Genomic DNA, 22,694 nt, shown 5'->3' with positions numbered 1-22,694 from the left:
GCATTGACCCGCGCTGCGTCAAAAGTCCATGCCACCGGTCGGGTCGGCGGGCATCGCCGGGGCCTTCTCAGGCTTGTCGGCGACGACGACCTCGGTCGTCAGGAACAGCCCGGCGATCGACGCGGCGTTCTGCAGCGCCGAGCGCGTGACCTTGGCGGGGTCGATGATGCCCTGTGCGAACATGTCGCCGTACTCGCCCGTGGCGGCGTTGAGGCCGTGACCCGTGGGGAGTTCCGAGACCTTGTTCGCGACGACGCCCGGCTCGAGACCGGCGTTCAGCGCGATCTGCTTGAGCGGTGCCTCGATGGCCACGCGGACGATGTTCGCGCCGGTCGCCTCGTCACCCGAGAGTCCGAGTTCCGACAGCGCCTTCTGGCCCGCCTGGATGAGCGCGACGCCACCACCGGGGACGATGCCCTCTTCGACGGCCGCCTTCGCGTTGCGAACGGCGTCCTCGATGCGGTGCTTGCGCTCCTTCAGCTCGACCTCGGTGGCCGCGCCCGCCTTGATGACGGCGACGCCGCCGGCGAGCTTGGCGAGACGCTCCTGGAGCTTCTCGCGGTCGTAGTCGCTGTCGGTGTTGTCGATCTCGCGACGGATCTGGGTCACGCGACCTTCGATCTGGTCGGCCTCGCCGGCACCCTCGACGATCGTGGTCTCGTCCTTCGTGACGATGACCTTGCGCGCACGACCGAGCAGGTCGAGCGTCGCGTTCTCGAGCTTGAGGCCCACCTCTTCGGTGATGACCTGGCCGCCCGTGAGGATCGCGATGTCCTGCAGCTGAGCCTTGCGACGGTCACCGAAGCCGGGCGCCTTGACGGCGACCGACTTGAAGATGCCGCGGATCTTGTTGAGCACGAGCGTCGCGAGAGCCTCGCCCTCGACGTCCTCGGCGATGATGACGAGCTCCTTGCCGTCCTGGATCACCTTGTCGACGACGGGCAGAAGGTCCTTGATGTTCGAGATCTTCTGGTTCGCGATGAGGATGTACGGGTCCTCGAAGACCGCCTCCTGGCGGTCGGGGTCCGTGACGAAGTAGGGGTTGATGTACCCCTTGTCGAAGCGCATGCCCTCGGTGAGCTCGAGCTCGGTGCCGAAGGTCTGCGACTCCTCGACCGTGACGACGCCTTCCTTGCCGACCTTGTCGATGGCCTCGGCGATGAGCGCGCCGATCTCTTCGTCAGCGGCCGAGATCGATGCGGTGGCAGCGATCTCCTCCTTCGTCTCGACCTCCTTGGCCGAAGCGAGCAGCTCGTCGGAGATGGCCGTGACGGCCTTCTCGATGCCCTTCTTGAGGCCGATCGGGTCGGCGCCGGCTGCGACGTTGCGCAGGCCTTCACGCACGAGCGCCTGAGCGAGGACGGTAGCCGTCGTCGTGCCGTCACCGGCGACGTCGTCGGTCTTCTTCGCGACCTCCTTGACGAGCTCCGCGCCGATCTTCTCGTACGGGTCGTCGAGCTCGATCTCCTTGGCGATCGAGACGCCGTCGTTCGTGATCGTGGGGGCGCCCCACTTCTTCTCGAGTACGACGTTGCGACCACGCGGGCCGAGCGTCACCTTGACGGCGTCAGCCAGCGTGTTGAGGCCGCGCTCGAGGCCACGACGGGCCTCCTCGTCGAAAGCGATGATCTTTGCCATGTCTGTCTCGTCCCTCCCGGACGTTGGCTTGCGGAATTAGCACTCAAAGGTACGGAGTGCTAACGCTCATTCTGGCACTCGACCTATGCGAGTGCAAGCCGCGCCCCGTGTCACTCGGTCGGCGCAGGCTCAGGAGGAGTCGAAGTGCGGTCGAGACCGATGACGATCGTGAGCTGCTTCGTGTCGGGATCGCCGAGCTGATACGCCTCGCTCTGCTCGATCTCGGCTCCGCCGATGACGTCGGCGAGGCCGAGGGCAGCGGCCTCGTCGTCCGCGTCGAGATAGAAGACGGTCGTCATCGTGAAGTCGTCGCTGCCGGCGCCGCTGGCCAGAACGCTGTCGGCGGGCCAGCCCGCGGCGACCACGACGTCTTTCAGCTGGGTCGCCAGCCCCTCTTCGGGCGTCGCGTTCAAGACGTTGACGGCGTAGGTCGTGTCGATGACCGGCTCGATCTGCACGGTCGGCTCGGGCGTCGGCTCCGGCGTGGGGAAGAGCTCGATGCGCCCCGATGCGAGCAGCGTGCCGAAGATCCCGATGACGATGAGCACGATCGTCGCGAGGACGGCCCACAGCAGCACGACCCAGCCGCGCATGCGGGGGTTCTCGGCGCGATGGGCGCCCACGCGGCCCACTTCTGCCGGGATGTCATCGAAGCGATCCCGCGGGAAGGTCGATTTCGGCACTCCCCGATGCTACCCGTCCGCGCGACGAAGCCTCGCGCGCTCACGCGCGTCGCGCAGACGCCGGAGCCGCTTCACGAGCATCGGATCGTGGGCCTGCGCCTCGGCCGTGTCGAGCAGGCGACCGAGCAGCTGGTAGTACCGGGCGGGTGAGATGCCGAGGTCGGCCCGGATCGCCTCTTCTTTTGCGCCGGCGTGCCGCCGCCACTCCGCCTCGAAATCGAGGAGGGCGCGGTCACGGTCGCTGAGGGGCACGCCTTCACGCTAACGCGCCGGGGCCGCTGCGCCCGCGCGCCACTCCACGCTCCGCCCGAGCGGATCGACCGCCGCCAGCGGCACGCCGTCGCGGCCGAGCACGAAGCCACCCCACGTGGCCGGGTCGATCGGCGGATGCCACGCATCGTGCAGCCCCGGCGGATCGATCGTCACCCACACGGCCTCGAGGCGCTGCACGATCTCGATGAGCCGGTCCAGGCCGCGGCGTGGGATGTGCGGCAGCACACCGGGCGTCGTGACGACGACGCGCGCGCCCTCCGGAGCCCGGCGGACGACCCCCTCCAGCACGCCCGGCTCGGTCGCATCGCCCCGCACGAGCAGCGGCGGATCGGCCGCGACGATATCCAGCGCCGCCGTGATCCGCTCGGCGCGACCGGTTTCGCCGGGCCACACGAGGGCCGTGAGGAAGCGGCGATCGGCCGGATGCGCGGCATCCTTCGGATCCAGGTCGATGCCCGCGCGCCACACGATCTCGGGCAGCCGCAGCGGCGGACCGCCGTTCAAGGCCGACGCGAGGACGACGGCCGACTCCCCCTCGGACGGGTCGAGGTCCGGACCGCCGTCGTAGCGGTACGAGTACCGGTCGGGATACAGACACAGCCCCGCGCTCGCGCCCACTTCGACGAGGGCGATCGGGCCGTCGATCGTGCTGAGCGCCGGCAGGAGCGCGGCGCAGCGCAGGGGTTCGTTGGTCTGCAGACGGCGACGGGATGCCTCGGCGACGAGGTCGTCGGCGTGCTCCGCGACCCACGCCGACCACTCGGCGAACGGCTTCTCGGGGGCGCCGAGCATCCGCGCGACGGCGAACACGAGGGGCGGCTGCCGCCGGGTCTCGGGGATCCGCGCGAGGATCGCCGCGGTGGGCGCGTCGCCCGCGACGCCGGCCGCCCAGTCTTCGTACAGCGCCGATCGCCCCCGCGCCTCGGTCACGGCGAACCGCGCGTAACGATCGGCGGTGGCGGCGGCATCCGGATGCATGTCCTCATTCTCGCGGGGACATCACGAGTCGCGCGCCGACCCCCGACCTTCCTCCCGACCTCCGAAGTCCACGACGTTCGGAATCTCGCACCAACCCCGGAATCTCGCGCCAACTCCGGATCCATCACGACCCGCACTCCGAACCTGGCCCCGACCTCCGAAGTCTGTGAGGCGTCAGTCGACGGGGTGCCGCGCCGCGTCATGCGAAGGAACAGTGGAGCGCGGACTGCGGTTGAATGAACAAGAGCACCGAGGAGGACGACATGGCGTACGAAATCGACAAGAGCGACGAGCAGTGGCGCGCAGAGCTGACCCCCGAGCAGTACGCGGTGCTGCGCGAGGCGGGCACCGAGCGCGCCTGGACGGGCGAGCTGCTCGATGAGAGCCGCGCGGGACTCTACGCGTGCGCGGCGTGCGGCTCGGAGCTGTTCCGCAGCGGCACGAAGTTCGACTCGCACTGCGGCTGGCCGAGCTTCTACGAATCGGTCCGGCCCGAGGCCGTCGAGCTGATCGAGGACAACAGCCACGGCATGGTGCGCACCGAAGTGCGCTGCGCGACGTGCGGTTCGCACCTGGGACACGTGTTCCCCGACGGCTTCGGCACCCCCACGGGCGACCGGTACTGCATGAACTCGCTGTCGTTGTCGTTCGCCCCCGAGGGCGAGGCGTGACGGCCCCCGCACCCTCTCCCCCCGCCGCGGACGCGGCGCGCGGAGCCTCGGGGCGCGTGGGCCCGGCCCTCGAGGCGGTGCGCGCGCGTCGCTCGTGGTCGAAGGTCACCGACGAGGCTCCGACGCACGACGAGCTGCTGACGCTCGTGTCGGCCGCCGCCCGCGTCGCCGACCACTCGTCGCTGCGTCCGTGGCGGCTCATCGAGCTGCGCGGGCCCGACCGCGAGCGCCTGGGCGCGGCGCTGGCCGAAGCCGCCGGCGATGACGAGCCGTCGCGCAAGCCGCTGCGCGCACCCCTGCTCATCGCGGTCGTCGCGAGCTACCGCAAGAGCCACAAGGTGCCGCGCTGGGAGCAGGAGGCCGTCGCGTCGGGGGTCGCGCACATGCTCAGCCTGCTACTCGATGACGCGGGCTGGGGCGTCATCTGGCGCACGGGGTCGCACACGCGCTCGAAGCCGGTCGCGAAGGCGCACGGCCTGGGAAAGCGCGAAGAGCTGCTCGGCTGGCTCTACGTCGGCGGCAAGCCCTCGGCGAAGACGGGCAGTCGCCGCGAGGTCGATGCGCGATCGCTCATCTCGCCGATGCCGACGGGCACGAAGAAGTCCTAATCACGTCCGCGCCGCGGCCGTCTCCACGGCGCGACGGCGACGATGACCGACGCCAGGGCGATGCCCACCATGATGCTCACCTGCAGGATGCCGGGGGCATCGGCCGCCGGCCACAGCGCGTCGAGCACGACCGACGTCACGAGCTGACCGACGACCGTGCCCAGGCCCAGCAGCAGCACCCCCGTGTGCGCGACGAGCGCCGCCGACAGGAAGATGTAGACGACCCCGAGCGGCCCCGCGATGTAGAGCCACGGCTCGGTCGGAAACGCCCGCGGCGGTCCCGAGACGATGCCGCTCACGATGGCCGCCACGACGAGCACGAGCGTTCCGCCGATGAAGTTCACGAGCGTCGCCGTGAGCGGCGTGCCGACGCGCTGACGCAGTCGGCCGTTCGTCGCCTGCTGCCACGCGATCCCGACTCCCGCCAGGAACGGCATCACGATCATCCACAACGGGATGCCGCGCACGCCGTCGCCGACCAATGACACGCCGACCGCGACGAGCGCGAGGAGCCCCCCGAGCAGGCGCGGGATCGTGACGGCGACGACGCCGGCCGGCCCGAAGCCGAGCCGGTCCAGGACGAGCCCGTTCACGGCCTGTCCCGCGACGACGCCCACCGTGAAGAGGGAGACGCCGATGACGGCGACCGCGAGGCCCTGCGTGGCGACCGTCAGGGCTCCGGCGGCGCCGCCCACCAGCATCCACCAGGGAATCGATCGTCCGCGCATTCCCGCGACGAGCGTGCGGAAGCCCCGCCTGCCCTGGGGAAGCGCGGCGGAGAGCACGATGGCGAGCACGAGCCCCGTGCCGAAGGACACGCCGCCCGCGAGAATTCCATCGTCCAGGCGCATGCCGAGGACGCCGTTGATGCGCGCCTGCACGGCTGTCAGTGCCCCGATGAACGCGGCACCGGCGAGCGCGATCCAGACGGGCAGACGTCCACCGCTGCCACGGGAGTCAGCCGTCACGAGCCGGCTGCGGGACTTGAACCCGCAACCCCCTGTTTACAAGACAGGTGCGCTGCCAATTGCGCCAAGCCGGCGAAGTCACCCATTCTATCGGGATGCCGCGGGCTACTCGGTCGCCGATGAGCGACCGCCGCGGGTCACTCCGCCGGGGTCGCGGTGGGAGTCGGCGTGGGGGTCGCCTTGTAGTACGCGTCGCTCGCCATCGTCAGCACGAACTGCGCGAACTCCTTGGGGTCATCGAGCGCTCCGACGTAGGGCGCGCCGTTGACGAGCACCATCGGCGTTCCGGTGAGCGCGACGCCGTCGGTGTCGGGCAGTCCGGACAGAGCGCGCTCGGTCGCGGCCTTGGCCCACGCGGCGAAGGACTGATCCTGGATGCACGCGCGCACGACCTTGGGCGAGTCGACACCGCTCGCCTGCGCGATGTCGGCCAGGACGACATCGGTGAAGCCGTCGGAGTCGAGCTCGGGCTGCTGCGAGAGCAGCGCGTGGTTGTAGGCGAAGAAGGTGTCGCGCGAATGCGTCGCGACGCACGCCGCCGCACTCGCGGCACGCAGCGAGTACTTCGTGCCGTTGGACTTCGCCGTGAGCATCGCGACGGGGTAATAGGTCAGGTCGGCGGCACCCTCACCGACCCATTTGGACAGCTGCGGGGCGTTCGCGAGCTGGAACTCGCGCGAACCCGCCGAAAGGTAGTCGACGTAGACGCGGATGTCGACGACGGACTGCTCGGTGGGCTCGGGCGTCGCCGTCTCGGCAGCGGTCTCTTCGGGCTCGGCGCCCTCGTCGGCCGCGGGAGTCGGCGTCGGGGTCCCCGACGTGGGCCCGCCCGTGTCGGCGAGACCCGTGGCGCTGGTGACGAAGAAGCCGTCGTCGGCGACGTTCGCGGGGCTCAGCTGAGGCTTGGATGCCGCCGAGCCGACGGCCCACGCCACGACGACGGCGGCGATCGCCACGATGGCGACGACGGATGCCACGACCGACAGGGCCCGCAGGCGTCGCGTGCGCGCCTGGCGCGCCTGCACCTGCTGCGCCTTTTCGCGCACGGCATCACGACGTTCGCTCGGGGCGTTCGAAGACTCGTCGCTGGACATGGGACCTCTCGGGGCGGTGCGTTTCGGCCGGTATCGGCGGGGGCGCGCCGCGAGAAGGACGGGGGCTTCACCACGATCGGGCCGAGGACGATGCTAACCAGCCACCCTGGGAAATGACCAGAAGCGGGCTCGGCAGACCCCGTGGCATACTGGCCGTGCGCCCATAGGCGGGCGCGCGGGATAGCTCCCGCTCATCCATCACTACGGATCGTCCGGCACGTACCTGCCGGTGAAGGAGAAGAAAGCATGGCGTCCGTCACGTTCGACAACGCAACCCGCCTGTATCCCGGGGGCACGCGCCCCGCCGTGGACAAGCTCAACCTCGAGGTCGCCGACGGTGAATTCCTCGTCCTGGTCGGTCCATCCGGCTGCGGAAAGTCCACCTCGCTGCGCATGCTCGCGGGCCTCGAAGAGGTCAACTCGGGTCGCATCCTGATCGGCGACCGCGACGTCACCGATGTTCCGCCGAAAGACCGTGACATCGCGATGGTCTTCCAGAACTACGCGCTGTACCCGCACATGACCGTCGCCGAGAACATGGGCTTCGCGCTCAAGATCGCCGGCATCGGCAAGGAGGAGCGCGCGACCCGCGTGCTCGAGGCCGCGAAGCTGCTCGACCTCGAGGAGTACCTGACCCGCAAGCCGAAGGCCCTCTCGGGCGGTCAGCGTCAGCGTGTCGCCATGGGCCGTGCCATCGTGCGTCAGCCCCAGGTCTTCCTCATGGACGAGCCGCTGTCGAACCTCGACGCGAAGCTGCGCGTGCAGACGCGCACGCAGATCGCGTCGCTGCAGCGCCGACTGGGCGTCACGACCGTCTACGTCACGCACGACCAGACCGAGGCCCTCACGATGGGCGACCGCATCGCGGTCCTCAAAGACGGCCTGCTGCAGCAGGTCGGCAGCCCGCGCGACCTGTACGAGCGCCCGAACAACGTCTTCGTCGCCGGCTTCATCGGCTCGCCCGCGATGAACCTGTTCCCCTCCGACCTCGCCGAGGGCGGCGTGCAGTTCGGCACCGAGGTCGTGCCGCTGGACCGCGACACCGTCGGCCGCGCGCACGGCAGCCAGGTCATGGTCGGCGTGCGCCCCGAGGACATCGAGGTCGGACCCGCCGACGGTCGTGGCCTCAGCGTCGTCGTCGACCTCGTCGAAGAACTCGGCGCCGACGGCTACCTCTACGGCCACGCCGAGATCGCCGGCACGCGCACCGACATCGTCGCGCGCGTCGACGGGCGCAACCACCCCGACGCGGGCGAGACGGTGACGCTCGCGGCCAAGCCCGGCCACGTGCACGCGTTCGACCTCGAGACGGGCGACCGTCTCAACGACACGGTGACCGCCTCGATCTGACATTCCACGGCAAAGGCGCGGGCGGTCACAGCGACCCCCGCGCCTTCGCTTACTCGGAGGACCTGTGCCCGACGCCCTCAGCATCACCGCGAGCTCGGTCGACCCGGCCCTGCTCGAACTGCCCTGGGCCACCCCGCTCGCGGACTGGCCCTCGAGCGCCATCGTGTCGCTGCCCAAGGGCCTCTCGCGTCACCTCGTGCGGTTCTCGAGCCTGTCCGGCCGTGTCGTCGCCGTCAAGGAGACGACCGAGGAGATGGCTCGGCGCGAGTACGACATGCTCGGCAACCTCGCGCGGCTCGATGTGCCGTGCGTCACGCGCGTCGCCGTCATCGCGGGCCGGTCGACTCCCGCGGGCTCGCCCCTGCCGGCGGCCCTCGTCACGGCGCACTTGCGGTTCTCACTGCCTTATCGCGCGCTCTTCACGCAGGTGCTGCGCCCCGACACCGCGACCCGCCTCGTCGACGCGCTGGCGGCGCTGCTCGTGCAGCTGCACAACGTCGGCTTCTTCTGGGGCGACGTCTCGCTGTCGAACACGCTGTTCCGCCGCGACGCCGGGGAGTTCGCGGCGTACCTCGTCGACGCCGAGACGGGCGAGCTGCATGAGAGCGGACTGACGCGCGGACAGCGGGAACACGATCTCGACGTCGCGCGCACCAACATCGCGGGCGAGATCATGGACCTCGAGGCCGGCGGCCGTCTCGAGGGCGGCGTCGACGCCGTCGCGATCGCCGACGGCATCGTGAGCTCGTACCGGGCGCTGTGGAACGCCCTGACCGAAGCCGAGACGTTCCGCGCCGACGAGGCCTGGCGGATCACGGAGCGCGTGCGACGGCTCAACGATCTCGGCTTCGACATCGGCGAGATGTCGATCGAGGCGACGAGCGACGGCACGCGGGTATCGATCAGACCGAAGGTCGTGGATGCCGGACACCACCAGCGCCGCCTGCTCCGGCTGACCGGGCTCGACGTCGAAGAGAACCAGGCGCGGCGCCTGCTCAACGACCTCGACGAGTTCAGCGCCCGCATCTCGCGGCTCGGCGCCGATGAGGAGATGGTCGCCCACGAATGGCTCACGCGCGTCTTCGAACCGGTCGTCAAGGCGATCCCGTGGGACCTGCGCGCCAAGCTCGAGCCCGCCGAGGTGTTCCACCAGGTGCTCGAGCACCGCTGGTACATGTCGCAGGCGCAGGATCGGTCGACGCCGCTCGCCGAAGTGCTCGCGAGCTACATCGACACCGTGCTGCGCCACCGCCGCGACGAGGCGACCGTCATGGGCCCGCCGACCGAGACGATGGCGATCCCCGTCATCACGGCCGCGATCCCGCTCGACACCGGAGACGACGGGGTCGACTGGCGCGACCTCGTCTGACGTCCGGCGCGGTCAGTAACCCACCGTGAAGCGCTCACGGCGGTGCTTCGGGTTCTCGATCTCGTCGAGCACGGCCACGCCGAAGTCGGCGCCCGAGATGAAGGACTCCCCCGCGGCATCCGTCACGAGGACGTCACCGCCGTCGCGGTACTCACCCGTCCGCTCGCCCGGAGCCCACGACCCGAAACCGCCGGCGGGATGCACGTAGAACCAGTCGCGCGACGCGGGCGTGGTCTGCAGGTCCTCGAGCACGCCGATCGCCTCGAGCGCCTCGGGCTTGTACTCCTCGGTGAACGAGGGCTGGTCGACGAGCCGCTCGCCACCGGGGGCGATGAGGCTGCCGCCGGCACCGCCGACGACACCCACCCGCACCTCATCGGGAAGATCGGCGACCAGCTGCGCCATCGCCGGACGCACGTTGCCGAGCATGTCGCCGCGGGCGGCGACGGCCGAGACGACGACGTCGACGCCCTGGATCTCGGTGATGAGCGTCGGCACATCGAGCAGGGTGCCCTCGATGTAGGTGGCGCCGTCGACGCGGTCGGACGGAATCGTGCGGGCGACCGATACGACCGTGTGCCCGCGGCGCACGGCCTCGGCGACGATGTTGCTGCCGGCGTAGCCGGTCCCCCCGATGACGGCGATGCGAGCCATGCAGATCAGTCCTTTCCTGCGGCGCGCAGCGTCGCGATCTGGTACAGCGCGACCGAGGCCGCGATGCCGGCGTTGAGTGATTCGGTCGCCCCCGAGATCGGGATCGACACGACCTGGTCGCACGTCTCGGTGACCAGGCGCGACAGTCCCTTGCCCTCGGAGCCGACGACGACCACGACGGGCCGGTCGGCGAGCTCCAGCGCGGGCAGCGAGACGTCGCCGCCGCCGTCGAGGCCGAGCACGAACACACCCTGCTTCTTGAAGTCCTTGAGGGTCGTCGTGAGGTTCGGGGCGAGCGCGACGGGGATGCGCGCGGCGGCGCCGGCACTCGTCTTCCACGCGGCGGAGTTCACGCTCGCCGAGCGACGCTGCGGCAGGATGATCCCCTGCCCGCCGAATGCCGCCGTCGAGCGGATGATGGCGCCCAGGTTGCGCGGATCGGTGATGCCGTCCAGTGCGACGAACAGCGGCACCGCGCCGGTGTCGATGACGTTCTCGAGCAGGTCCTGCGGGTGCGCGTACTCGTACGGCGGCACCTTGAGGGCGACGCCCTGGTGCACACCGTCGAAGCCCGCCATGCGGTCGAGCTCGGGACGCATGACCTCGAGGATCGGGATCTCGCGATGCGTCGCGATCGAGAGCATCTCCTTGACGCGGTCGTCCATCTCGACGCGCTGCGCGATATACAGGGTCGTCGCGGGGATCTTGGCGCGCAGCGCCTCGAGCACCGAGTTACGGCCGGTCACCGTCTCGGTGTCATCGGCCGACTTCGACCGCGACGTGCGGTTCGTGCTGCTCGTGCGCGGCTTGGGCTTGCCGCCCGCCGCTGCCAGCCGCTCGGCCGCGGCCTTGCGCTTGCCCGCGGGATGCCACGCGCGTTCTTCGGCTTTGGGTGTCGGTCCGCGACCCTCGAGGGAGCGCTTGTTCTTGCCGCCCGTGCCCTTCGTGGGGCCCTTGCCGCCCTTGCTCGCGCCGGGGCGCCCTGGCTTGGCCATCAGTTCTCCTTCTCGGGCGCGCGCTCGATGCTCCAGCGCGTGCCCTGCTGTGTGTCTTCGAGGGCGATGCCCGCCGCCGCGATCGCGTCGCGGATGCGGTCGGCCGCCGCCCAGTCCTTCGCCGCACGAGCATCCTCGCGCTGCGTGATCATCGTCTGCACGAGGGCGTCGAGCGCCGCCGTCTCCGCCGTCGTGCCGGTGTCGCGCCACTGCGGGTCGAGTGGATCGAGCCCGAGGACCCCGACCATCCGGCTCACGTCCGTCGACGCGCGTGCTGCCGCGGTGCGGTCGCCGGCGTCGAGCGCCGCGTTCCCGGCGCGCACGGTCTCATGCACGACGGCGAGCGCCTGCGGCAGGCCCAGGTCGTCGTCGAGCGCGTCGGCGAAGGCCTGCGGCACGTCTGCCGCAGCGGTCCCGTCGTCGGCCGCCCCGAGCACGCGCTCGGCGCGTTCGAGGAACGTGCGGATGCGACCGAGCGCCGCGTCGGCTTCGTCGAAGGATGCCTCCGTGACGCTGAGCGTCGAACGGTAGTGCGCCGCGGCGAGCGCGTAGCGCACGACGAGCGGGTCGCGATCGCGCAGCAGGTCGTCGGCGAGCACGAAATTGCCGAGCGATTTCGACATCTTCTGGTCGCCGACGGTCACGAGGCCGTTGTGCACCCAGTACCGCGCGAACGCGTCGCCCGCCGCGGTCGACTGCGCGAGCTCGTTCTCGTGGTGCGGGAAGCGCAGATCGAGCCCGCCGCCGTGGATGTCGAACGACGGTCCGAGGTAGCGGCGCGACATCGCCGAGCACTCGATGTGCCAGCCGGGGCGTCCGGGGCCCCACGGCGAATCCCACGTCGCCGACGCGGGCTCGTCGGGCTTGCCGCCCTTCCAGAGGGCGAAGTCGCGCGGGTCGCGCTTGCCGCGCGGATCCGCGTCGGTCGCCGGCTCCATCGCATCGAGCGACTGGTTCGTCAGGGCGCCGTACTCGGGCCACGAGCGCACGTCGAAGTAGACGTCGCCTGCCGCTGCGGCATCCGTCGACGCGTACGCGTGCCCCGCCGCGATGAGGCGCTCGATCAGCTCGGTCATCTGCGGAATGGATGCCGTGGCCCGCGGCTCGTACGTCGGCGGCAGGATGCCGATGGCCGTGTAGGCACGCGTGAACGCGAGCTCCATGCGGTACGCCAGCGCCCACCACGGCTCGTCGGGCGACGCATTCGCGAGCACCTTGTCGTCGATGTCGGTGACGTTGCGCACGAACGTGACGCGTCCGTAGCGGTGCGCCAGCCAGCGCCGCAGCAGGTCGAAGCTCAGCGCCCCGCGCAGATGGCCGATGTGCGGGCCCGACTGCACCGTCGGACCGCAGACGTACATCGTGACGTTCCCCGGGTCCTCGGGGGTGAAGTCACGCAGCGTTCGTGCGCGCGTGTCGTAGAGCCGGATCGTCACTGCGCCAGCCTACCGGCCGCGCCGCAGAGGCTCGGGGCAGCGCGGCGAGACCGGGCGCCGGGAACCGATAGAACTAGAGAGTGCATGTCCTCGCCGTCCTCGCCGCCGCCGTCCTGTTCGGCACGATCGGAACGGCGAAAGCCCTCGGTCCCGAGGGCGCGACGGCGCTCTCGGTCGGCATGGTCCGGATGGTGCTCGGCGGCATCGTGCTCGCCGTCATCGCCTTCTCGCTCGCGGTGCGGCACGCGCGCCGCGATCCGCTCGCCGCACGGCCCCGGCTCGGAGTGCGCCCGCTCCTGCTCATGGTGCTCACGGGCGCCTGCCTCACGGTCTTCCAGCCGCTGGTGTTCCTGGGCATGGAGCGCAACGGCGTCGCGGTGGGCACCGTCGTCGCCCTCGGGGCGGCGCCCATCCTCGCCGGTCTGATCGAATGGGCCATGACCCGGCGCCGGCCCACCGCGACGTGGCTCACCGCGACGGCGGTGGCGACCGTCGGCGTCGTGCTGCTCGGCTTCGGCGGCGACGCACGCAGCGACGGCGGCACCGACCCGATCGGCCTTCTGGGCTCGCTCGGCGCCGCCGCGGCGTTCGCCGTCATCGCCAACGCGCAGCGTCGACTCCTCGACCAGGGGTGGGACCCCTTCACGGTCGTCGGCTCGATGGGCGCGAGCGGCGCCGTCCTGAGTGCCGCGGTGCTGCCTTTCGTGAGCCTGACGTGGCTCGGTTCCGCGGCGGGCTGGGCTCTCGCCCTCTGGCTCGGGATCGCCACGATCGGCGTCGCCTACACGCTGTTCACGTGGGGGCTCAGCGGGCTCACGGCGGCGACCGCGGCGACGCTCACCCTCGCCGAGCCCCTGACGGCCAGCATCCTCGGGATCGTCGTGCTGGGCGAACGGCTCTCGCCCCTCGCGGTCGGGGGGCTGGTCGTGCTGGGGTTCGGTCTCGCGCTGCTCGCGTGGGGTTCGCGCTCGCCGCGCGACGTGCGTCCGTTCGCCGTCGAAGGCTGACGCGGCTCACACCGGAACGACGAGCGCGACGGCGAACGCCGCGACGCCGTCGCCGGCACCGGTGAAGCCGAGTCCGTCGGTCGTCGTGGCGGCGACCGAGACGGGAGCACCGCCCAGCGCCGCCGACAGCACCGCTTCGGATTCGGCGCGTCGGGCCGCGAAGCGCGGACGGTTGGCCTGCAGCTGCACCGAGACGTTGCCGATCCGCCAGCCCGCCTGCTCGAGCAGGTCGCGCGTGCGGGCCAGGAAGACGTCGGCGTGGGCTCCGGCATACTCCGGATGCGACGTGCCGAAGTGCGTCCCGATGTCGCCCAGCCCCGCGGCCGACAGCAGCGCGTCGACGATCGCGTGCGCCGCGGCGTCTCCGTCGGAGTGCCCCGAGAGCGCGCGTTCCCCCGGCCACTGAAGCCCCGCGAGCCAGAGCGAGCCCTCCCCGCCGTAGCCGTGCACGTCGGTTCCGATCCCGACGCGCGGCATCGCGACGGCGCGCCCGGCCGGAGGCGGCGGAGTGACGAGTGCGCGCGCGCGGTCGAGGTCGGCGGGCGTGGTGATCTTGAACGCGATGTCCTCGCCCGCGACCGCGGCGATGCGGTGTCCTGCGGCGGCGAAGAGCGCGGCGTCGTCGGTGAAGTGCTCGGATGCTGCCGCGTAGACGGCGTCGAGCAGGTCGCGCCGGAATCCCTGCGGCGTCTGCGCCGCGCCGAGCTGCGACCGGTCGACGGCCGCGACGATCTCGTCGCCCGTGACGCGCTTGATGGTGTCGACGACCGCGAGCACGGGGATGGCGGCCTCGGCGCCGCCGTCGATCGCCGCGACGACGCGTTCGAAGACCGCGGGCGGGGTGAGCGCGCGGGCCGCGTCGTGCACGAGGACGATCTCGACGTCGGCCCAGACGGCCGCGAGGCCGGCCGCGACGGAGGCCTGGCGCGTCTCACCACCCGTCACGACCGAGACGAGGTCGCGCGCGTCGTCGAACGCGGCGCGGGCGTCGGTGAGCGCCTCGCCCTCGCGACCGGACGGTGCGACGACGACGATCTGGGCGCCCGCGAGGCCGGCGACCCGGTCGAGCGCATGGCGCAGGATCGTGTGCTCGTCGAGACCGACGAAAGCCTTCGGCGCCGAGGCACCCAGTCGCGAGCCGGAACCGGCCGCGACGACGATGACCGCTACGCGGGGGACGGGCGTGATGTTCACGCCGTCACGCTACCGGAGACGAGTCGTCAGGAGGCGAGGACCTCGTCGAGACGGACTCCGGCCTTCTCTTCGTCGGTCTTCTCGGCGAGCGCGAGCTCGGAGACGAGGATCTGCTTCGCCTTGGCGAGCATGCGCTTCTCGCCCGCGGAGAGTCCGCGGTCCTGGTCGCGGCGCCACAGGTCGCGGACGACCTCGCTCACCTTGATGACATCGCCCGAAGCGAGCTTCTCGAGGTTCGCCTTGTAGCGACGAGACCAGTTCGTGGGCTCTTCCGTGAACGGAGCGCGCAGCACTTCGAAGACCTGCTCGAGGCCTTCCTGACCGATGACGTCACGCACACCCACGAGGTCGACGTTCTCAGCGGGGACCTCGATGATCAGGTCGCCCTGTGTGACATTGAGCTTCAGGTACTTCTTCGCTTCACCCTTGATCACGCGTTCCTTGACCTCGATGATCTTCGCGGCCCCGTGGTGCGGGTAGACAACCGTCTCGCCAACCTCAAAAAGCATGCAGTTATGTCCTTTCGGCAACCTCTATGATATCACAGCCCGACATACGCTAAGGTTCTCCGTCCGCGATGCCGCACACTGCTCGATCGAGGCGCCGATGCGCGCGGCCGCTACCCCATAGGATGGGACGGATGCCGTCATCCACTCTGGGAGGATCCGTGAAATCGCGCCTCATCGCGTCGCTCGCCGTGGGCGCCGCCGTCGTCCTCGGAACCACCGGGTGCACCTTCATCACGCCGCAGTCGTCGACGATCACCTACGCTGCGGCGGAGGGCATCAACGTCTACGAGATGGGTGTCCTCGAGGTGCGCAACGCCTTCATCGTCGCCAATGACGAGGGCGACCTCGGCAACCTCGTCGCCGCCGTGATCAACACGAGCGACGAGATGCAGACACTCAACCTCTCGATCGGCGAGGGCGACTCGATCGACCTTTCGATCCGGGTTCCCGCGGGTGAGACCCTCAGCTTCGGCACCGACGACCTCGAGCCGATCGAGCTCGACGGCATCGAGATGGTGCCGGGCACCGACGTGCCCGCGCAGTTCTCGACCGATGGCGCCGAGAGCCACATCACGGTCCTTCCCGTGCTCGACGGCCGCCTGGACTACCTCACGGCGCTCGTTCCCCGCGACTGATCCGCGCGGGGCTCAGGCCTCGAAGCGATAGCCGAGGCCGCGCACCGTCACGAGCATGCGCGGGCTGCTCGGGCTCTCTTCGATGCGCGAGCGGATGCGCTTGATGTGCACGTCGAGCGTCTTGGTGTCTCCGAAGTAGTCGCTCCCCCACACGCGGTCGATCAGCTGACCGCGCGTCAGGACGCGTCCCGCGTTGCGCATGAGCACCTCGAGCAGTTCGAACTCCTTGAGCGGCATCGCGATCTCGGCGCCGCCCACCGCGACCGTGTGCCGGTCGATGTCCAGCACGACCCGTCCGGCCTCGAGCACGCGCTCGTCGAGGTCGGCATCGGCCTGCGCGAGACGCCGCAGCACGGCCCGCATGCGGGCGAGGAGCTCGCGCGACGAGTAGGGCTTCGTGACGTAGTCGTCGGCGCCGAGCTCGAGTCCCACGACGATGTCGACCTCGGAGTCCTTGGCCGTCACCATGATGATGGGCACGCTCGAGGTGGTCCGGATCTGGCGGCACACCTCGGTTCCCGGCATGCCGGGCAGCATCAGATCGAGCAGCACGATGTCGGCGCCGCGCTCACGGAACGCCTCGAGGGCGGCCGGGCCGTCCTCGGCGATCTCGGCCTCGTACCCTTCCCGGCGCAGCAGATAGGCCAGGGGGTCGGCGAGATCGGGCTCGTCCTCGACGATCAAGACGCGGGTCATGCGGACTCTCCGTTCTGCGACGACGTCTCGATGAGGACGTCTCGCGGGTGGCTCTTCTTGCGCCGGGGGCGCGGCGGGTCGGCCGGCGGCGCGGCGAGGGGAAGCCGGACGGTGAACGTCGACCCCCGCCCGGGTCGCGACCACAGGCGCACCTCGCCGCCGTGTCGCTGCACGGCATGCTTGACGATCGACAGGCCGAGCCCCGTGCCGCCGGTGCGGCGGGCCCGAGCGGGGTCGGCGCGATAGAACCGCTCGAACAGGCGGTCCTGCTCTCCCTCGGGGATCCCCACGCCACGATCGGTCACGGCGACCTCGACGACGTCGTCGGCGACCTTCACTCCGACGCCGACCTTCGACCCGCTCGGCGAGTAGGCGATGGCGTTGGCGAGCAGGTTGCCGACGGCTTCGGCGAGGATCTGGGCGTCGCCGCGCACGTGCGCTCCGCGCTCGCCGCCGCGCACGATCTCGATCCCCGCGGCATCCGCCTGGATCAGGTGCGCGTCCACCGCCGAGGCGATGATCTCGTCGATCGAGATGATGCGGTCCTCGGTCAGCTCATCCGTGGACTGCAGCCGGGACAGGCTCATGATGCGGGCCGTCAGCTGACCGAGACGCGTGGCCTCGGCGGTCAGCCGGCTCGCGAAATGACGCACCTGGGCGGGGTCGTCGGCGGCGGACTCGATGGCCTCGGAGAGCAGACTCACGGCGCCCACGGGCGTCTTCAGCTCGTGGCTCGTGTTGGCGACGAAGTCACGGCGCATCTGCTCGATGCGCTCGCGCTCGGTGATGTCGCGCAGCACGACGAAGGTCAGCTGCGCGGCGACGCGTGTCGCCCGGGCGGCGACGAGACGCGGTTCGAGGTAAGCCGCCCCGCGCCGCAGACGCAGGTTCTCGGTCGCCGGCAGGTCGGTGTCGCGCGCGCGACGGACCAGGTCGCGCAGCTCCTCGGACGGCAGCACGCTCCCCTCGAGCAGCCCGAACGCCGAAGCGGCCGCGGACGCCGCGGTGACCGTGCCCGAGCCGTCGACGACGACGGCGGCATCGTCCATGCCGTGCAGCACTTCGCGCATGCCGCCCGGCAGGCCGGCCGACCGCTGGACGCGGGCGCGGTCGCGGGCACGCAGGGCACCGACGACGACGATGGAAATGACGCCGCCGATGACGACTCCCGCGAAGAGGGCGAGCAGCGCCAGCTGCGTGCGATCCATGCCTCCACAGTACGGCCCGGGCGGGTGCCGTCCGCCCGTTCCGCGACCATCACGCCGTACGACGGGTACTATTCACCGGGTCGGCACCGATCGTTAACCTTTCCCGATGACAATCTTCCGGGATCGTCGTTGTGCCGCCGTGGACGAGCCGGAAGCGGCCGCCACGATCAAGAGAGGGTGCTGTCATGCGCGGAGTGTTCCACCAGTCACTCGAGGACGTCCAAGGACGCCTCGTCGAGATCGCCGACCTCGTCACGGTCGCGATCGACAAGGCCACGCGGGCGTTCGGCACGAGCGATGTCGCGCTGGCCGAAGAGGTCATCGACGCGGACTTCATCATCGATGAGAAGGCCCTCGAGCTCGATGAGCTCGCCATCGAGATCCTCGCGCGTCAGCAGCCGGTCGCCGGCGACCTGCGCATCGTGGTCGGCGCCCTGCGGATGAGCGCGTCCCTCGAGCGGATGGGCGACATCGCCGAGCACATCGCGCAGCTGACGCGCATGCGCTTCCCCGAGCGGGCGATCCCCAAGGGCCTCAAGGGCACGTTCCTGCGCATGGGGGAGTTCGATGTCGCGGCCGCGCGCCACCTCACGGATCTGCTGCGCACGCAGGACCTCGCGATCATCGAGGACATCCGCAACGTCGACGACGAGGTGGACGAGCTGCACGCATCGGTGTTCGAGAAGGTGCTGAGCGACACGTGGAAGGGCGAGGCCGCGGCCACGGTCGACGCGACGCTCGCGAGCCGCTACCACGAGCGATTCGCCGACCACGCCGTCTCGGTCGCGAAGAAGGTCGCCTACCTGTCGACGGGCGACTGGACGGCGCCCACCGATGCCCTCGACATCGTCGCCGCCGCGGCCGACCCCGAGCTGTAGGTCAGCCCTTCCCCTGTGAGGCGACGGCCGCAGCCCCCGCGGCGGCCGCCTCGGGGTCGAGGTACTCCGCCGCGCCGATCGGCTCGAGGTTCTCGTCGAGCCGGTACACGAGCGGGATGCCGGTGGGGATGTTCAGCGTCGCGATGTCGTCGTCGCTGATGCCGTCGAGGTGCTTGACGAGGCCGCGCAGCGAGTTGCCGTGCGCCGTGACGAGCACCGTCTTGCCGGCCTCGAGGTCGGGCACGATCTCGTCGTGCCAGTACGGCAGCATGCGGTCGATGACGATCTTGAGCGATTCGGTGCGCGGCACGTCGCCGTCGATGTCGGCGTAGCGGGGGTCGCCGGCCTGGCTCCATTCGCTGTCGTCGGCGAGGTCGGGCGGCGGCACGTCGAACGAGCGACGCCAGAGCATGAACTGCTCCTGCCCGAACTCGTCGAGCGTCTCGGCCTTGTCCTTGCCCTGCAGCGCGCCGTAGTGGCGCTCGTTGAGACGCCACGAGCGCTTCACGGGGATCCACAGCCGGTCGGCGGAGTCCAGCGCGATGTTCGCGGTCTGGATCGCGCGGCTCAGCACCGAGGTGTGCAGCACGTCGGGCAGGAGCCCCGCTTCGGCGATCAGTTCGCCGCCGCGCAGGGCCTCCGCCCTGCCCCGCTCGGTGAGGCGGACGTCGACCCAGCCGGTGAAGAGGTTCAGCTCGTTCCACTCGCTCTGGCCGTGACGGAGCAGGATCAGCGTGTAGGGCGCACTCATGCTGACAGCTTATCGAGGGCCCGGCTGGGATGATGGAGTCATGCCGTCCGTTCGCCGCCCCGTCGGGCAGGCCACACGTGGCACGACGGGCACGAACCGGCTGCGGCGCGTCGATCGCTGGATCGCGCGGCATCCCGCACTGCGCCGGGCCGAGGATCCGCTCGTCGTCGATCTCGGCTTCGGCGCGAGCGGCGTCACGGCGTTCGAGCTGGCCGCCCGGCTCACCCGGACGCGCGCCGACGTCGAGGTGCGCGGCCTCGAGATCGATGCGGAGCGCGTCGCCCGTGCCGAGGAGCAGCTCGCCGAGGTGCGCGCGGGGCGCTCGTCGTTCCCTCGCGATGCGCGCGTGTCGTTCAGTCGGGGCGGATTCGAGGTTCCGCTGCCGCACGCTCGGCACGCGGCCGTGATCCGGGCGATGAACGTGCTGCGCCAGTACGACGAAGACGACGTCGCGGCGGCCTGGCGGTCGATGGCTGGCCGCCTCGCCCCCGACGGGCTGCTCGTCGAGGGCACGTGCGACGAGCTGGGGCGCGTGTGCACGTGGGTCGCGATCGATCCGGATGCCACGCCTCGCAGCCTGACGATCTCGCTTCGCCTGGCGGGGCTCGAGCGCCCCTCGATCGCCGCCGAGCGGCTGCCGAAGGCGCTCATCCACCGCAACGTCGCCGGCGAGCGGGTGCATGACCTGCTGCGCACCCTCGATGCCGAATGGGATCGCGCCGCCGCCGTCGCGCCCTTCGGCCCCGTGCACCGCTGGCGCACGGCTCTCGAGGCGATGGATGCCGCGGGCTGGCCGCTCGGCCCGCGCGGGAGGTGGTCCCTCGGCGAGGTGACCGTGCCGTGGAGCGCCGTCGAACCGGCGGCCGGCTGACCGGGCGTCTCAGTCAGGCGGGCGGGTCGACGACCTTGCGCCGCGACAGCCGCGTCAGGCGCGGCACGTTCGCCGCCGCCCCCGCCTCGGGCGGCACGATGAGCTCCTGCGCCGCCGCGACGGCTCCGTCGGCGGTCGCGACGCGCAGGTCGGCGTCGGCGGGCGTCGACCGGCGCACGACGGCGAGCGCGATGGGTCCTTCTTCGTGATGGAGGGCGGCCGAGGTCACGGCGCCCACGACGGTGTCGCCGGCCAGCACGTCGGCTCCCGGGGCGGGCAGCACGCTGTCGCTGCCGTCGAGCTGCAGCGCGACGAAGCGCCGCGGCGGGTGGCCCAGGTTGTGCACCTTCGCGACGGTCTCCTGGCCGCGGTAGCATCCCTTGCTCAGGTGCACGGCGGTGCGCAGCCAGTCCAGTTCGTGCGGGATCGTCCGCTCATCGGCATCCGATCGTCGCGGGCGCCACGCCGCGATGCGCAGGGCGTCGACCGCGTCCAGACCCGCGAGGGCGATCTCGCCGGTCTCGGCGGCACGGGCCACACGCGCGTCCTCTTCGCGCGACACGACGGCCTCGGACCAGTCGCGTTCTGCGCCGGGATGCGGATCGGCCAGCGCGTAGGCCCACCCGCCCGGGGCGACACCGGGCCACGGATCGTGCCACACGAGCGGCACACCGGCGGGCGCCGCGGCCGTGACGGCGTCGAGCGCGGCGCGGGTGCCCCCGACCACGGCGACCTCGTCGCTCGCGTCGCGCACCTCGACGCGCAGCCGGAACCGCATGCGCGACAGCCAGGCGAGCAGCCCCGCGGCATCCGCGCGATCGACGATGAGCCACGTCGTCTCGCCGTCGTCGATGACGGATGCCGCGTGCTCGACGCGCCCGTGGGGGTCGAGCACGAGCATCTCGGTGCTCTGCCCGGGGGCGAGGCGGGCGAGCGCCTGCGACGTGAGGGAGTCGAGCCACGAGAGCCGATCGACGCCGGCGACCGCCAGCACCGTCCGGTCGCCGAGCGGTGCGACGGCTCGGCCGGCAGCGAGGGCGCGCTGCTCGCCGAGCGGGTTGCCCAGGTGTCGCAGGCCCCTGTCGTCGACGACGGCGCCCGGAACAGCCGTGTACGCCTCGGACATCAGTCGGCCTTCGCGAGGCGCGCCGACGCGTGCGAGCCGAGGTCCTGTCCGAGCGCGGCGATGTCCCACGCCCAGAGCAGGTGCCCGTCGACCAGGCCGTACATGCGGGACGCCGCGGTGTACTGCTTCGCTCCGGCCGTGCGCACGACGGCATCGGTCGCGATGTCGATGCGCGGGCCGGTGATCCTGCCCAGGTACAGCTCGCTGATGCCGTCGGAGTGCACGAGAGCGACCTCGATCTCGAATCCCCCGTCGGCGGTGCGCAGCGCTTCGATGTCGTCGACCGTCCGCACGACCCGCTCGGATGCCGCCGGCAACAGCCCCGGCCCGGCATCGGCGTCCGTCGCCGGCAGCGCCAGGCGCCAGAAGCCCACCTCAGAGACGAGCGGCGACGGCGGGGCGCCCTCGTCCGTGTCGAGCCACGCGCTGGCGGAGTAGTTCAGATAGCCTCCGCCGTCGTGGCTGAAGCTGACGCGGTGCGTGAACTCGCCCGTCAGCCGCTGATCGCCGACGCTGTAGTCGATGACGCCGGTCCCCTCCCACACGCCGATGAGCCACGACAAGGGCACGAGCTCGGCGGGCAGGTCCGTGGGAAGCTCCAGCACGACGGTGACCTCAGCGCTGGCCGCGGTACAGGTTCTTGAGCACGACACCCGAGACGAAGACGATCGCGAGCGACGCGAGCCCCAGGAGCCCGACGAAGAAGAGTTCGAGCGCGAGAAGATCCATGCGTCACACTCTAGCCGGGAACGACCGTCGCCAGGCCGAAGCCGAGGCTGATGACGCCGAACACGACCAGAGCGCCGAGCGCACTCGCCGCGACGCGGCGCGTGAAGCCCTGGGAGCGGCCCGACACGAGCTGGATGCCGAACGCCAGCACGAGGCATCCGCCCATCCCGACCGCGAGCCACGCGCCCCGCCAGTCGTCGCCCGTGAAGAGTCCGACGACGACGCCGATGACGGCGGCGACGACCCAGACCGCGACGATGCCGCCGACCGTGCGGCGCGGGGCGAGTTCGGGAGCGGACACCGTCCCATTGTCGCGCACGACGCGCATCCGGCGCACGGCCGAGTCGGAACAGGGCTCGGCACGGGCGTACAC

Annotated in this window: 25 protein-coding genes and 1 tRNA gene; 8 read left to right on the top strand and 18 right to left on the bottom strand. The window is 71.0% G+C overall.

What is annotated here, in order from left to right; all coding sequences use genetic code 11:
- Positions 1–18: 18 nt before the first annotated feature.
- The 4 genes from groL to ACFC3F_RS08910 all read right to left on the bottom strand — a co-directional run bounded on the left by groL (position 19) and on the right by ACFC3F_RS08910 (position 3,572).
- Positions 19–1,638 (bottom strand): chaperonin GroEL, encoded by a 1,620-nt coding sequence (groL, locus tag ACFC3F_RS08925; protein ID WP_376128649.1) that lies wholly within the window; start codon positions 1,636–1,638, stop codon positions 19–21.
- Positions 1,639–1,748: 110 nt separating this feature from the next.
- Positions 1,749–2,321 (bottom strand): LytR C-terminal domain-containing protein, encoded by a 573-nt coding sequence (locus ACFC3F_RS08920; protein ID WP_376128647.1) that lies wholly within the window; start codon positions 2,319–2,321, stop codon positions 1,749–1,751.
- Between the two features lie 9 nt (positions 2,322–2,330).
- A complete protein-coding gene (locus tag ACFC3F_RS08915) occupies positions 2,331–2,573 on the bottom strand; it encodes a DUF3263 domain-containing protein (protein ID WP_376128645.1) in 243 nt (80 codons plus the stop codon).
- Between the two features lie 9 nt (positions 2,574–2,582).
- Complete coding sequence (locus tag ACFC3F_RS08910; protein WP_376128643.1) at positions 2,583–3,572, bottom strand: DUF2332 domain-containing protein; 990 nt, start codon at positions 3,570–3,572, stop codon at positions 2,583–2,585.
- A 263-nt stretch (positions 3,573–3,835) separates the two neighbouring features.
- Between ACFC3F_RS08910 and msrB the strand changes: the two genes are divergently transcribed.
- Positions 3,836–4,243 carry a peptide-methionine (R)-S-oxide reductase MsrB gene (gene msrB, locus ACFC3F_RS08905; RefSeq protein ID WP_376128641.1) on the top strand — a complete coding sequence of 136 codons (408 nt, stop codon included), beginning with the start codon at positions 3,836–3,838 and terminating at the stop codon, positions 4,241–4,243.
- 56 nt (positions 4,244–4,299) lie between these two features.
- Positions 4,300–4,851, top strand: coding sequence for a nitroreductase family protein (locus tag ACFC3F_RS08900; protein ID WP_376128655.1), 552 nt, complete (start codon positions 4,300–4,302; stop codon positions 4,849–4,851).
- Here ACFC3F_RS08900 and ACFC3F_RS08895 read toward each other — a convergent pair.
- From ACFC3F_RS08895 to ACFC3F_RS08885, 3 genes are all read right to left on the bottom strand, one after another.
- Complete coding sequence (locus ACFC3F_RS08895; protein ID WP_376128639.1) at positions 4,848–5,819, bottom strand: DMT family transporter; 972 nt, start codon at positions 5,817–5,819, stop codon at positions 4,848–4,850. The genes ACFC3F_RS08900 and ACFC3F_RS08895 overlap by 4 nt on opposite strands.
- Position 5,820: 1 nt before the next feature.
- Positions 5,821–5,893, bottom strand: a tRNA-Thr gene (locus ACFC3F_RS08890).
- 63 nt (positions 5,894–5,956) lie between these two features.
- A complete protein-coding gene (locus ACFC3F_RS08885; RefSeq protein ID WP_376128637.1) occupies positions 5,957–6,913 on the bottom strand; it encodes a DsbA family protein in 957 nt (318 codons plus the stop codon).
- Between the two features lie 246 nt (positions 6,914–7,159).
- Between ACFC3F_RS08885 and ACFC3F_RS08880 the strand changes: the two genes are divergently transcribed.
- Both ACFC3F_RS08880 and ACFC3F_RS08875 read left to right on the top strand, forming a co-directional pair.
- Positions 7,160–8,263: an ABC transporter ATP-binding protein gene (locus ACFC3F_RS08880; protein ID WP_376128635.1), complete on the top strand. Its 1,104-nt coding sequence runs from the start codon at positions 7,160–7,162 to the stop codon at positions 8,261–8,263.
- Between the two features lie 64 nt (positions 8,264–8,327).
- Positions 8,328–9,632 (top strand): DUF4032 domain-containing protein, encoded by a 1,305-nt coding sequence (locus ACFC3F_RS08875; RefSeq protein ID WP_376128633.1) that lies wholly within the window; start codon positions 8,328–8,330, stop codon positions 9,630–9,632.
- Positions 9,633–9,644: 12 nt separating this feature from the next.
- Here ACFC3F_RS08875 and ACFC3F_RS08870 read toward each other — a convergent pair whose 3' ends face one another.
- From ACFC3F_RS08870 to cysS, 3 genes are read right to left on the bottom strand one after another with little or no spacing between them, the layout of a single operon-like run.
- Positions 9,645–10,286, bottom strand: coding sequence for an NAD(P)-dependent oxidoreductase (locus tag ACFC3F_RS08870; protein WP_376128631.1), 642 nt, complete (start codon positions 10,284–10,286; stop codon positions 9,645–9,647).
- Between the two features lie 5 nt (positions 10,287–10,291).
- Positions 10,292–11,281 carry a 23S rRNA (guanosine(2251)-2'-O)-methyltransferase RlmB gene (rlmB, locus tag ACFC3F_RS08865; RefSeq protein WP_376128629.1) on the bottom strand — a complete coding sequence of 330 codons (990 nt, stop codon included), beginning with the start codon at positions 11,279–11,281 and terminating at the stop codon, positions 10,292–10,294.
- Positions 11,281–12,717 (bottom strand): cysteine--tRNA ligase, encoded by a 1,437-nt coding sequence (cysS, locus tag ACFC3F_RS08860; protein ID WP_376128627.1) that lies wholly within the window; start codon positions 12,715–12,717, stop codon positions 11,281–11,283. Before cysS ends, rlmB begins: the two co-directional genes overlap by 1 nt.
- 80 nt (positions 12,718–12,797) lie before the next feature.
- Here cysS and ACFC3F_RS08855 point away from each other — a divergent pair, with 80 nt between their 5' ends.
- Positions 12,798–13,724, top strand: a complete 927-nt coding sequence (locus ACFC3F_RS08855) for a DMT family transporter (RefSeq protein ID WP_376128625.1) — start codon at positions 12,798–12,800, stop codon at positions 13,722–13,724.
- Positions 13,725–13,730: 6 nt separating this feature from the next.
- Here the strand turns inward: ACFC3F_RS08855 and ispD are convergent, their stop codons facing one another.
- Together ispD and ACFC3F_RS08845 are read right to left on the bottom strand one after the other, a co-directional pair.
- Entirely contained in the window at positions 13,731–14,918 is a 1,188-nt protein-coding gene (ispD, locus tag ACFC3F_RS08850) for a 2-C-methyl-D-erythritol 4-phosphate cytidylyltransferase (protein WP_376128623.1), read from the bottom strand.
- Positions 14,919–14,944: 26 nt separating this feature from the next.
- On the bottom strand, positions 14,945–15,427 hold the full coding sequence (locus ACFC3F_RS08845) for a CarD family transcriptional regulator (RefSeq protein ID WP_376128621.1): 483 nt from the start codon (positions 15,425–15,427) through the stop codon (positions 14,945–14,947).
- Positions 15,428–15,558: 131 nt separating this feature from the next.
- Here ACFC3F_RS08845 and ACFC3F_RS08840 point away from each other — a divergent pair, with 131 nt between their 5' ends.
- The gene (locus ACFC3F_RS08840) at positions 15,559–16,062 is read left to right on the top strand and encodes a DNA modification methylase (RefSeq protein WP_376128619.1); all 504 of its coding nucleotides are present in this window, start codon (positions 15,559–15,561) and stop codon (positions 16,060–16,062) included.
- Between the two features lie 12 nt (positions 16,063–16,074).
- Here ACFC3F_RS08840 and ACFC3F_RS08835 read toward each other — a convergent pair whose 3' ends face one another.
- Together ACFC3F_RS08835 and ACFC3F_RS08830 are read right to left on the bottom strand one after the other, a co-directional pair.
- The gene (locus ACFC3F_RS08835; protein ID WP_376128617.1) at positions 16,075–16,758 is read right to left on the bottom strand and encodes a response regulator; all 684 of its coding nucleotides are present in this window, start codon (positions 16,756–16,758) and stop codon (positions 16,075–16,077) included.
- Positions 16,755–17,966 (bottom strand): sensor histidine kinase, encoded by a 1,212-nt coding sequence (locus ACFC3F_RS08830; protein WP_376128615.1) that lies wholly within the window; start codon positions 17,964–17,966, stop codon positions 16,755–16,757. Before ACFC3F_RS08830 ends, ACFC3F_RS08835 begins: the two co-directional genes overlap by 4 nt.
- A gap of 185 nt (positions 17,967–18,151) precedes the next feature.
- Here ACFC3F_RS08830 and phoU point away from each other — a divergent pair, with 185 nt between their 5' ends.
- Positions 18,152–18,844 carry a phosphate signaling complex protein PhoU gene (gene phoU / locus ACFC3F_RS08825; RefSeq protein ID WP_376128613.1) on the top strand — a complete coding sequence of 231 codons (693 nt, stop codon included), beginning with the start codon at positions 18,152–18,154 and terminating at the stop codon, positions 18,842–18,844.
- 1 nt (position 18,845) lies between these two features.
- Here the strand turns inward: phoU and ACFC3F_RS08820 are convergent, their stop codons facing one another.
- Positions 18,846–19,595 carry a phosphoglyceromutase gene (locus ACFC3F_RS08820; protein WP_376128611.1) on the bottom strand — a complete coding sequence of 250 codons (750 nt, stop codon included), beginning with the start codon at positions 19,593–19,595 and terminating at the stop codon, positions 18,846–18,848.
- Positions 19,596–19,635: 40 nt separating this feature from the next.
- On the opposite strand from ACFC3F_RS08820, the gene ACFC3F_RS08815 reads away from it, so the two are divergent.
- A complete protein-coding gene (locus ACFC3F_RS08815; protein ID WP_376128609.1) occupies positions 19,636–20,466 on the top strand; it encodes a class I SAM-dependent methyltransferase in 831 nt (276 codons plus the stop codon).
- A 13-nt stretch (positions 20,467–20,479) separates the two neighbouring features.
- On the opposite strand, the gene ACFC3F_RS08810 is transcribed toward ACFC3F_RS08815, so the two are convergent.
- The 3 genes from ACFC3F_RS08810 to ACFC3F_RS08800 form a co-directional block, all read right to left on the bottom strand.
- On the bottom strand, positions 20,480–21,592 hold the full coding sequence (locus tag ACFC3F_RS08810) for a YgfZ/GcvT domain-containing protein (RefSeq protein WP_376128607.1): 1,113 nt from the start codon (positions 21,590–21,592) through the stop codon (positions 20,480–20,482).
- Positions 21,592–22,197 (bottom strand): FABP family protein, encoded by a 606-nt coding sequence (locus ACFC3F_RS08805; RefSeq protein ID WP_376128605.1) that lies wholly within the window; start codon positions 22,195–22,197, stop codon positions 21,592–21,594. The genes ACFC3F_RS08810 and ACFC3F_RS08805 overlap by 1 nt, the downstream gene beginning before the upstream one ends.
- Before the next feature lie 134 nt (positions 22,198–22,331).
- Positions 22,332–22,622: a hypothetical protein gene (locus ACFC3F_RS08800; protein ID WP_376128603.1), complete on the bottom strand. Its 291-nt coding sequence runs from the start codon at positions 22,620–22,622 to the stop codon at positions 22,332–22,334.
- Positions 22,623–22,694 lie beyond the last annotated feature (72 nt).

Origin of the sequence: Microbacterium sp. NPDC055910 (assembly GCF_042271185.1) — a bacterium.
Classification (GTDB): Bacteria; Actinomycetota; Actinomycetes; order Actinomycetales; family Microbacteriaceae; genus Microbacterium.
This window is presented reverse-complemented; position numbering and strand designations above follow the sequence as displayed.

Excerpts from the sequence above, each read along its gene's own strand:
- groL (WP_376128649.1), bottom strand. The coding sequence starts at position 1,638 with ATGGCAAAGATCATCGCTTTCGACGAGGAGGCCCGTCGTGGCCTCGAG.
- ACFC3F_RS08910 (WP_376128643.1), bottom strand. The coding sequence starts at position 3,572 with ATGCATCCGGATGCCGCCGCCACCGCCGATCGTTACGCGCGGTTCGCC.
- msrB (WP_376128641.1), top strand. The coding sequence starts at position 3,836 with ATGGCGTACGAAATCGACAAGAGCGACGAGCAGTGGCGCGCAGAGCTG.
- ACFC3F_RS08885 (WP_376128637.1), bottom strand. The coding sequence starts at position 6,913 with ATGTCCAGCGACGAGTCTTCGAACGCCCCGAGCGAACGTCGTGATGCC.
- ACFC3F_RS08880 (WP_376128635.1), top strand. The coding sequence starts at position 7,160 with ATGGCGTCCGTCACGTTCGACAACGCAACCCGCCTGTATCCCGGGGGC.
- ACFC3F_RS08870 (WP_376128631.1), bottom strand. The coding sequence starts at position 10,286 with ATGGCTCGCATCGCCGTCATCGGGGGGACCGGCTACGCCGGCAGCAAC.
- rlmB (WP_376128629.1), bottom strand. The coding sequence starts at position 11,281 with ATGGCCAAGCCAGGGCGCCCCGGCGCGAGCAAGGGCGGCAAGGGCCCC.
- ACFC3F_RS08845 (WP_376128621.1), bottom strand. The coding sequence starts at position 15,427 with ATGCTTTTTGAGGTTGGCGAGACGGTTGTCTACCCGCACCACGGGGCC.
- ACFC3F_RS08840 (WP_376128619.1), top strand. The coding sequence starts at position 15,559 with ATGCCGTCATCCACTCTGGGAGGATCCGTGAAATCGCGCCTCATCGCG.
- ACFC3F_RS08835 (WP_376128617.1), bottom strand. The coding sequence starts at position 16,758 with ATGACCCGCGTCTTGATCGTCGAGGACGAGCCCGATCTCGCCGACCCC.
- ACFC3F_RS08830 (WP_376128615.1), bottom strand. The coding sequence starts at position 17,966 with ATGGATCGCACGCAGCTGGCGCTGCTCGCCCTCTTCGCGGGAGTCGTC.
- phoU (WP_376128613.1), top strand. The coding sequence starts at position 18,152 with ATGCGCGGAGTGTTCCACCAGTCACTCGAGGACGTCCAAGGACGCCTC.
- ACFC3F_RS08820 (WP_376128611.1), bottom strand. The coding sequence starts at position 19,595 with ATGAGTGCGCCCTACACGCTGATCCTGCTCCGTCACGGCCAGAGCGAG.
- ACFC3F_RS08815 (WP_376128609.1), top strand. The coding sequence starts at position 19,636 with ATGCCGTCCGTTCGCCGCCCCGTCGGGCAGGCCACACGTGGCACGACG.
- ACFC3F_RS08810 (WP_376128607.1), bottom strand. The coding sequence starts at position 21,592 with ATGTCCGAGGCGTACACGGCTGTTCCGGGCGCCGTCGTCGACGACAGG.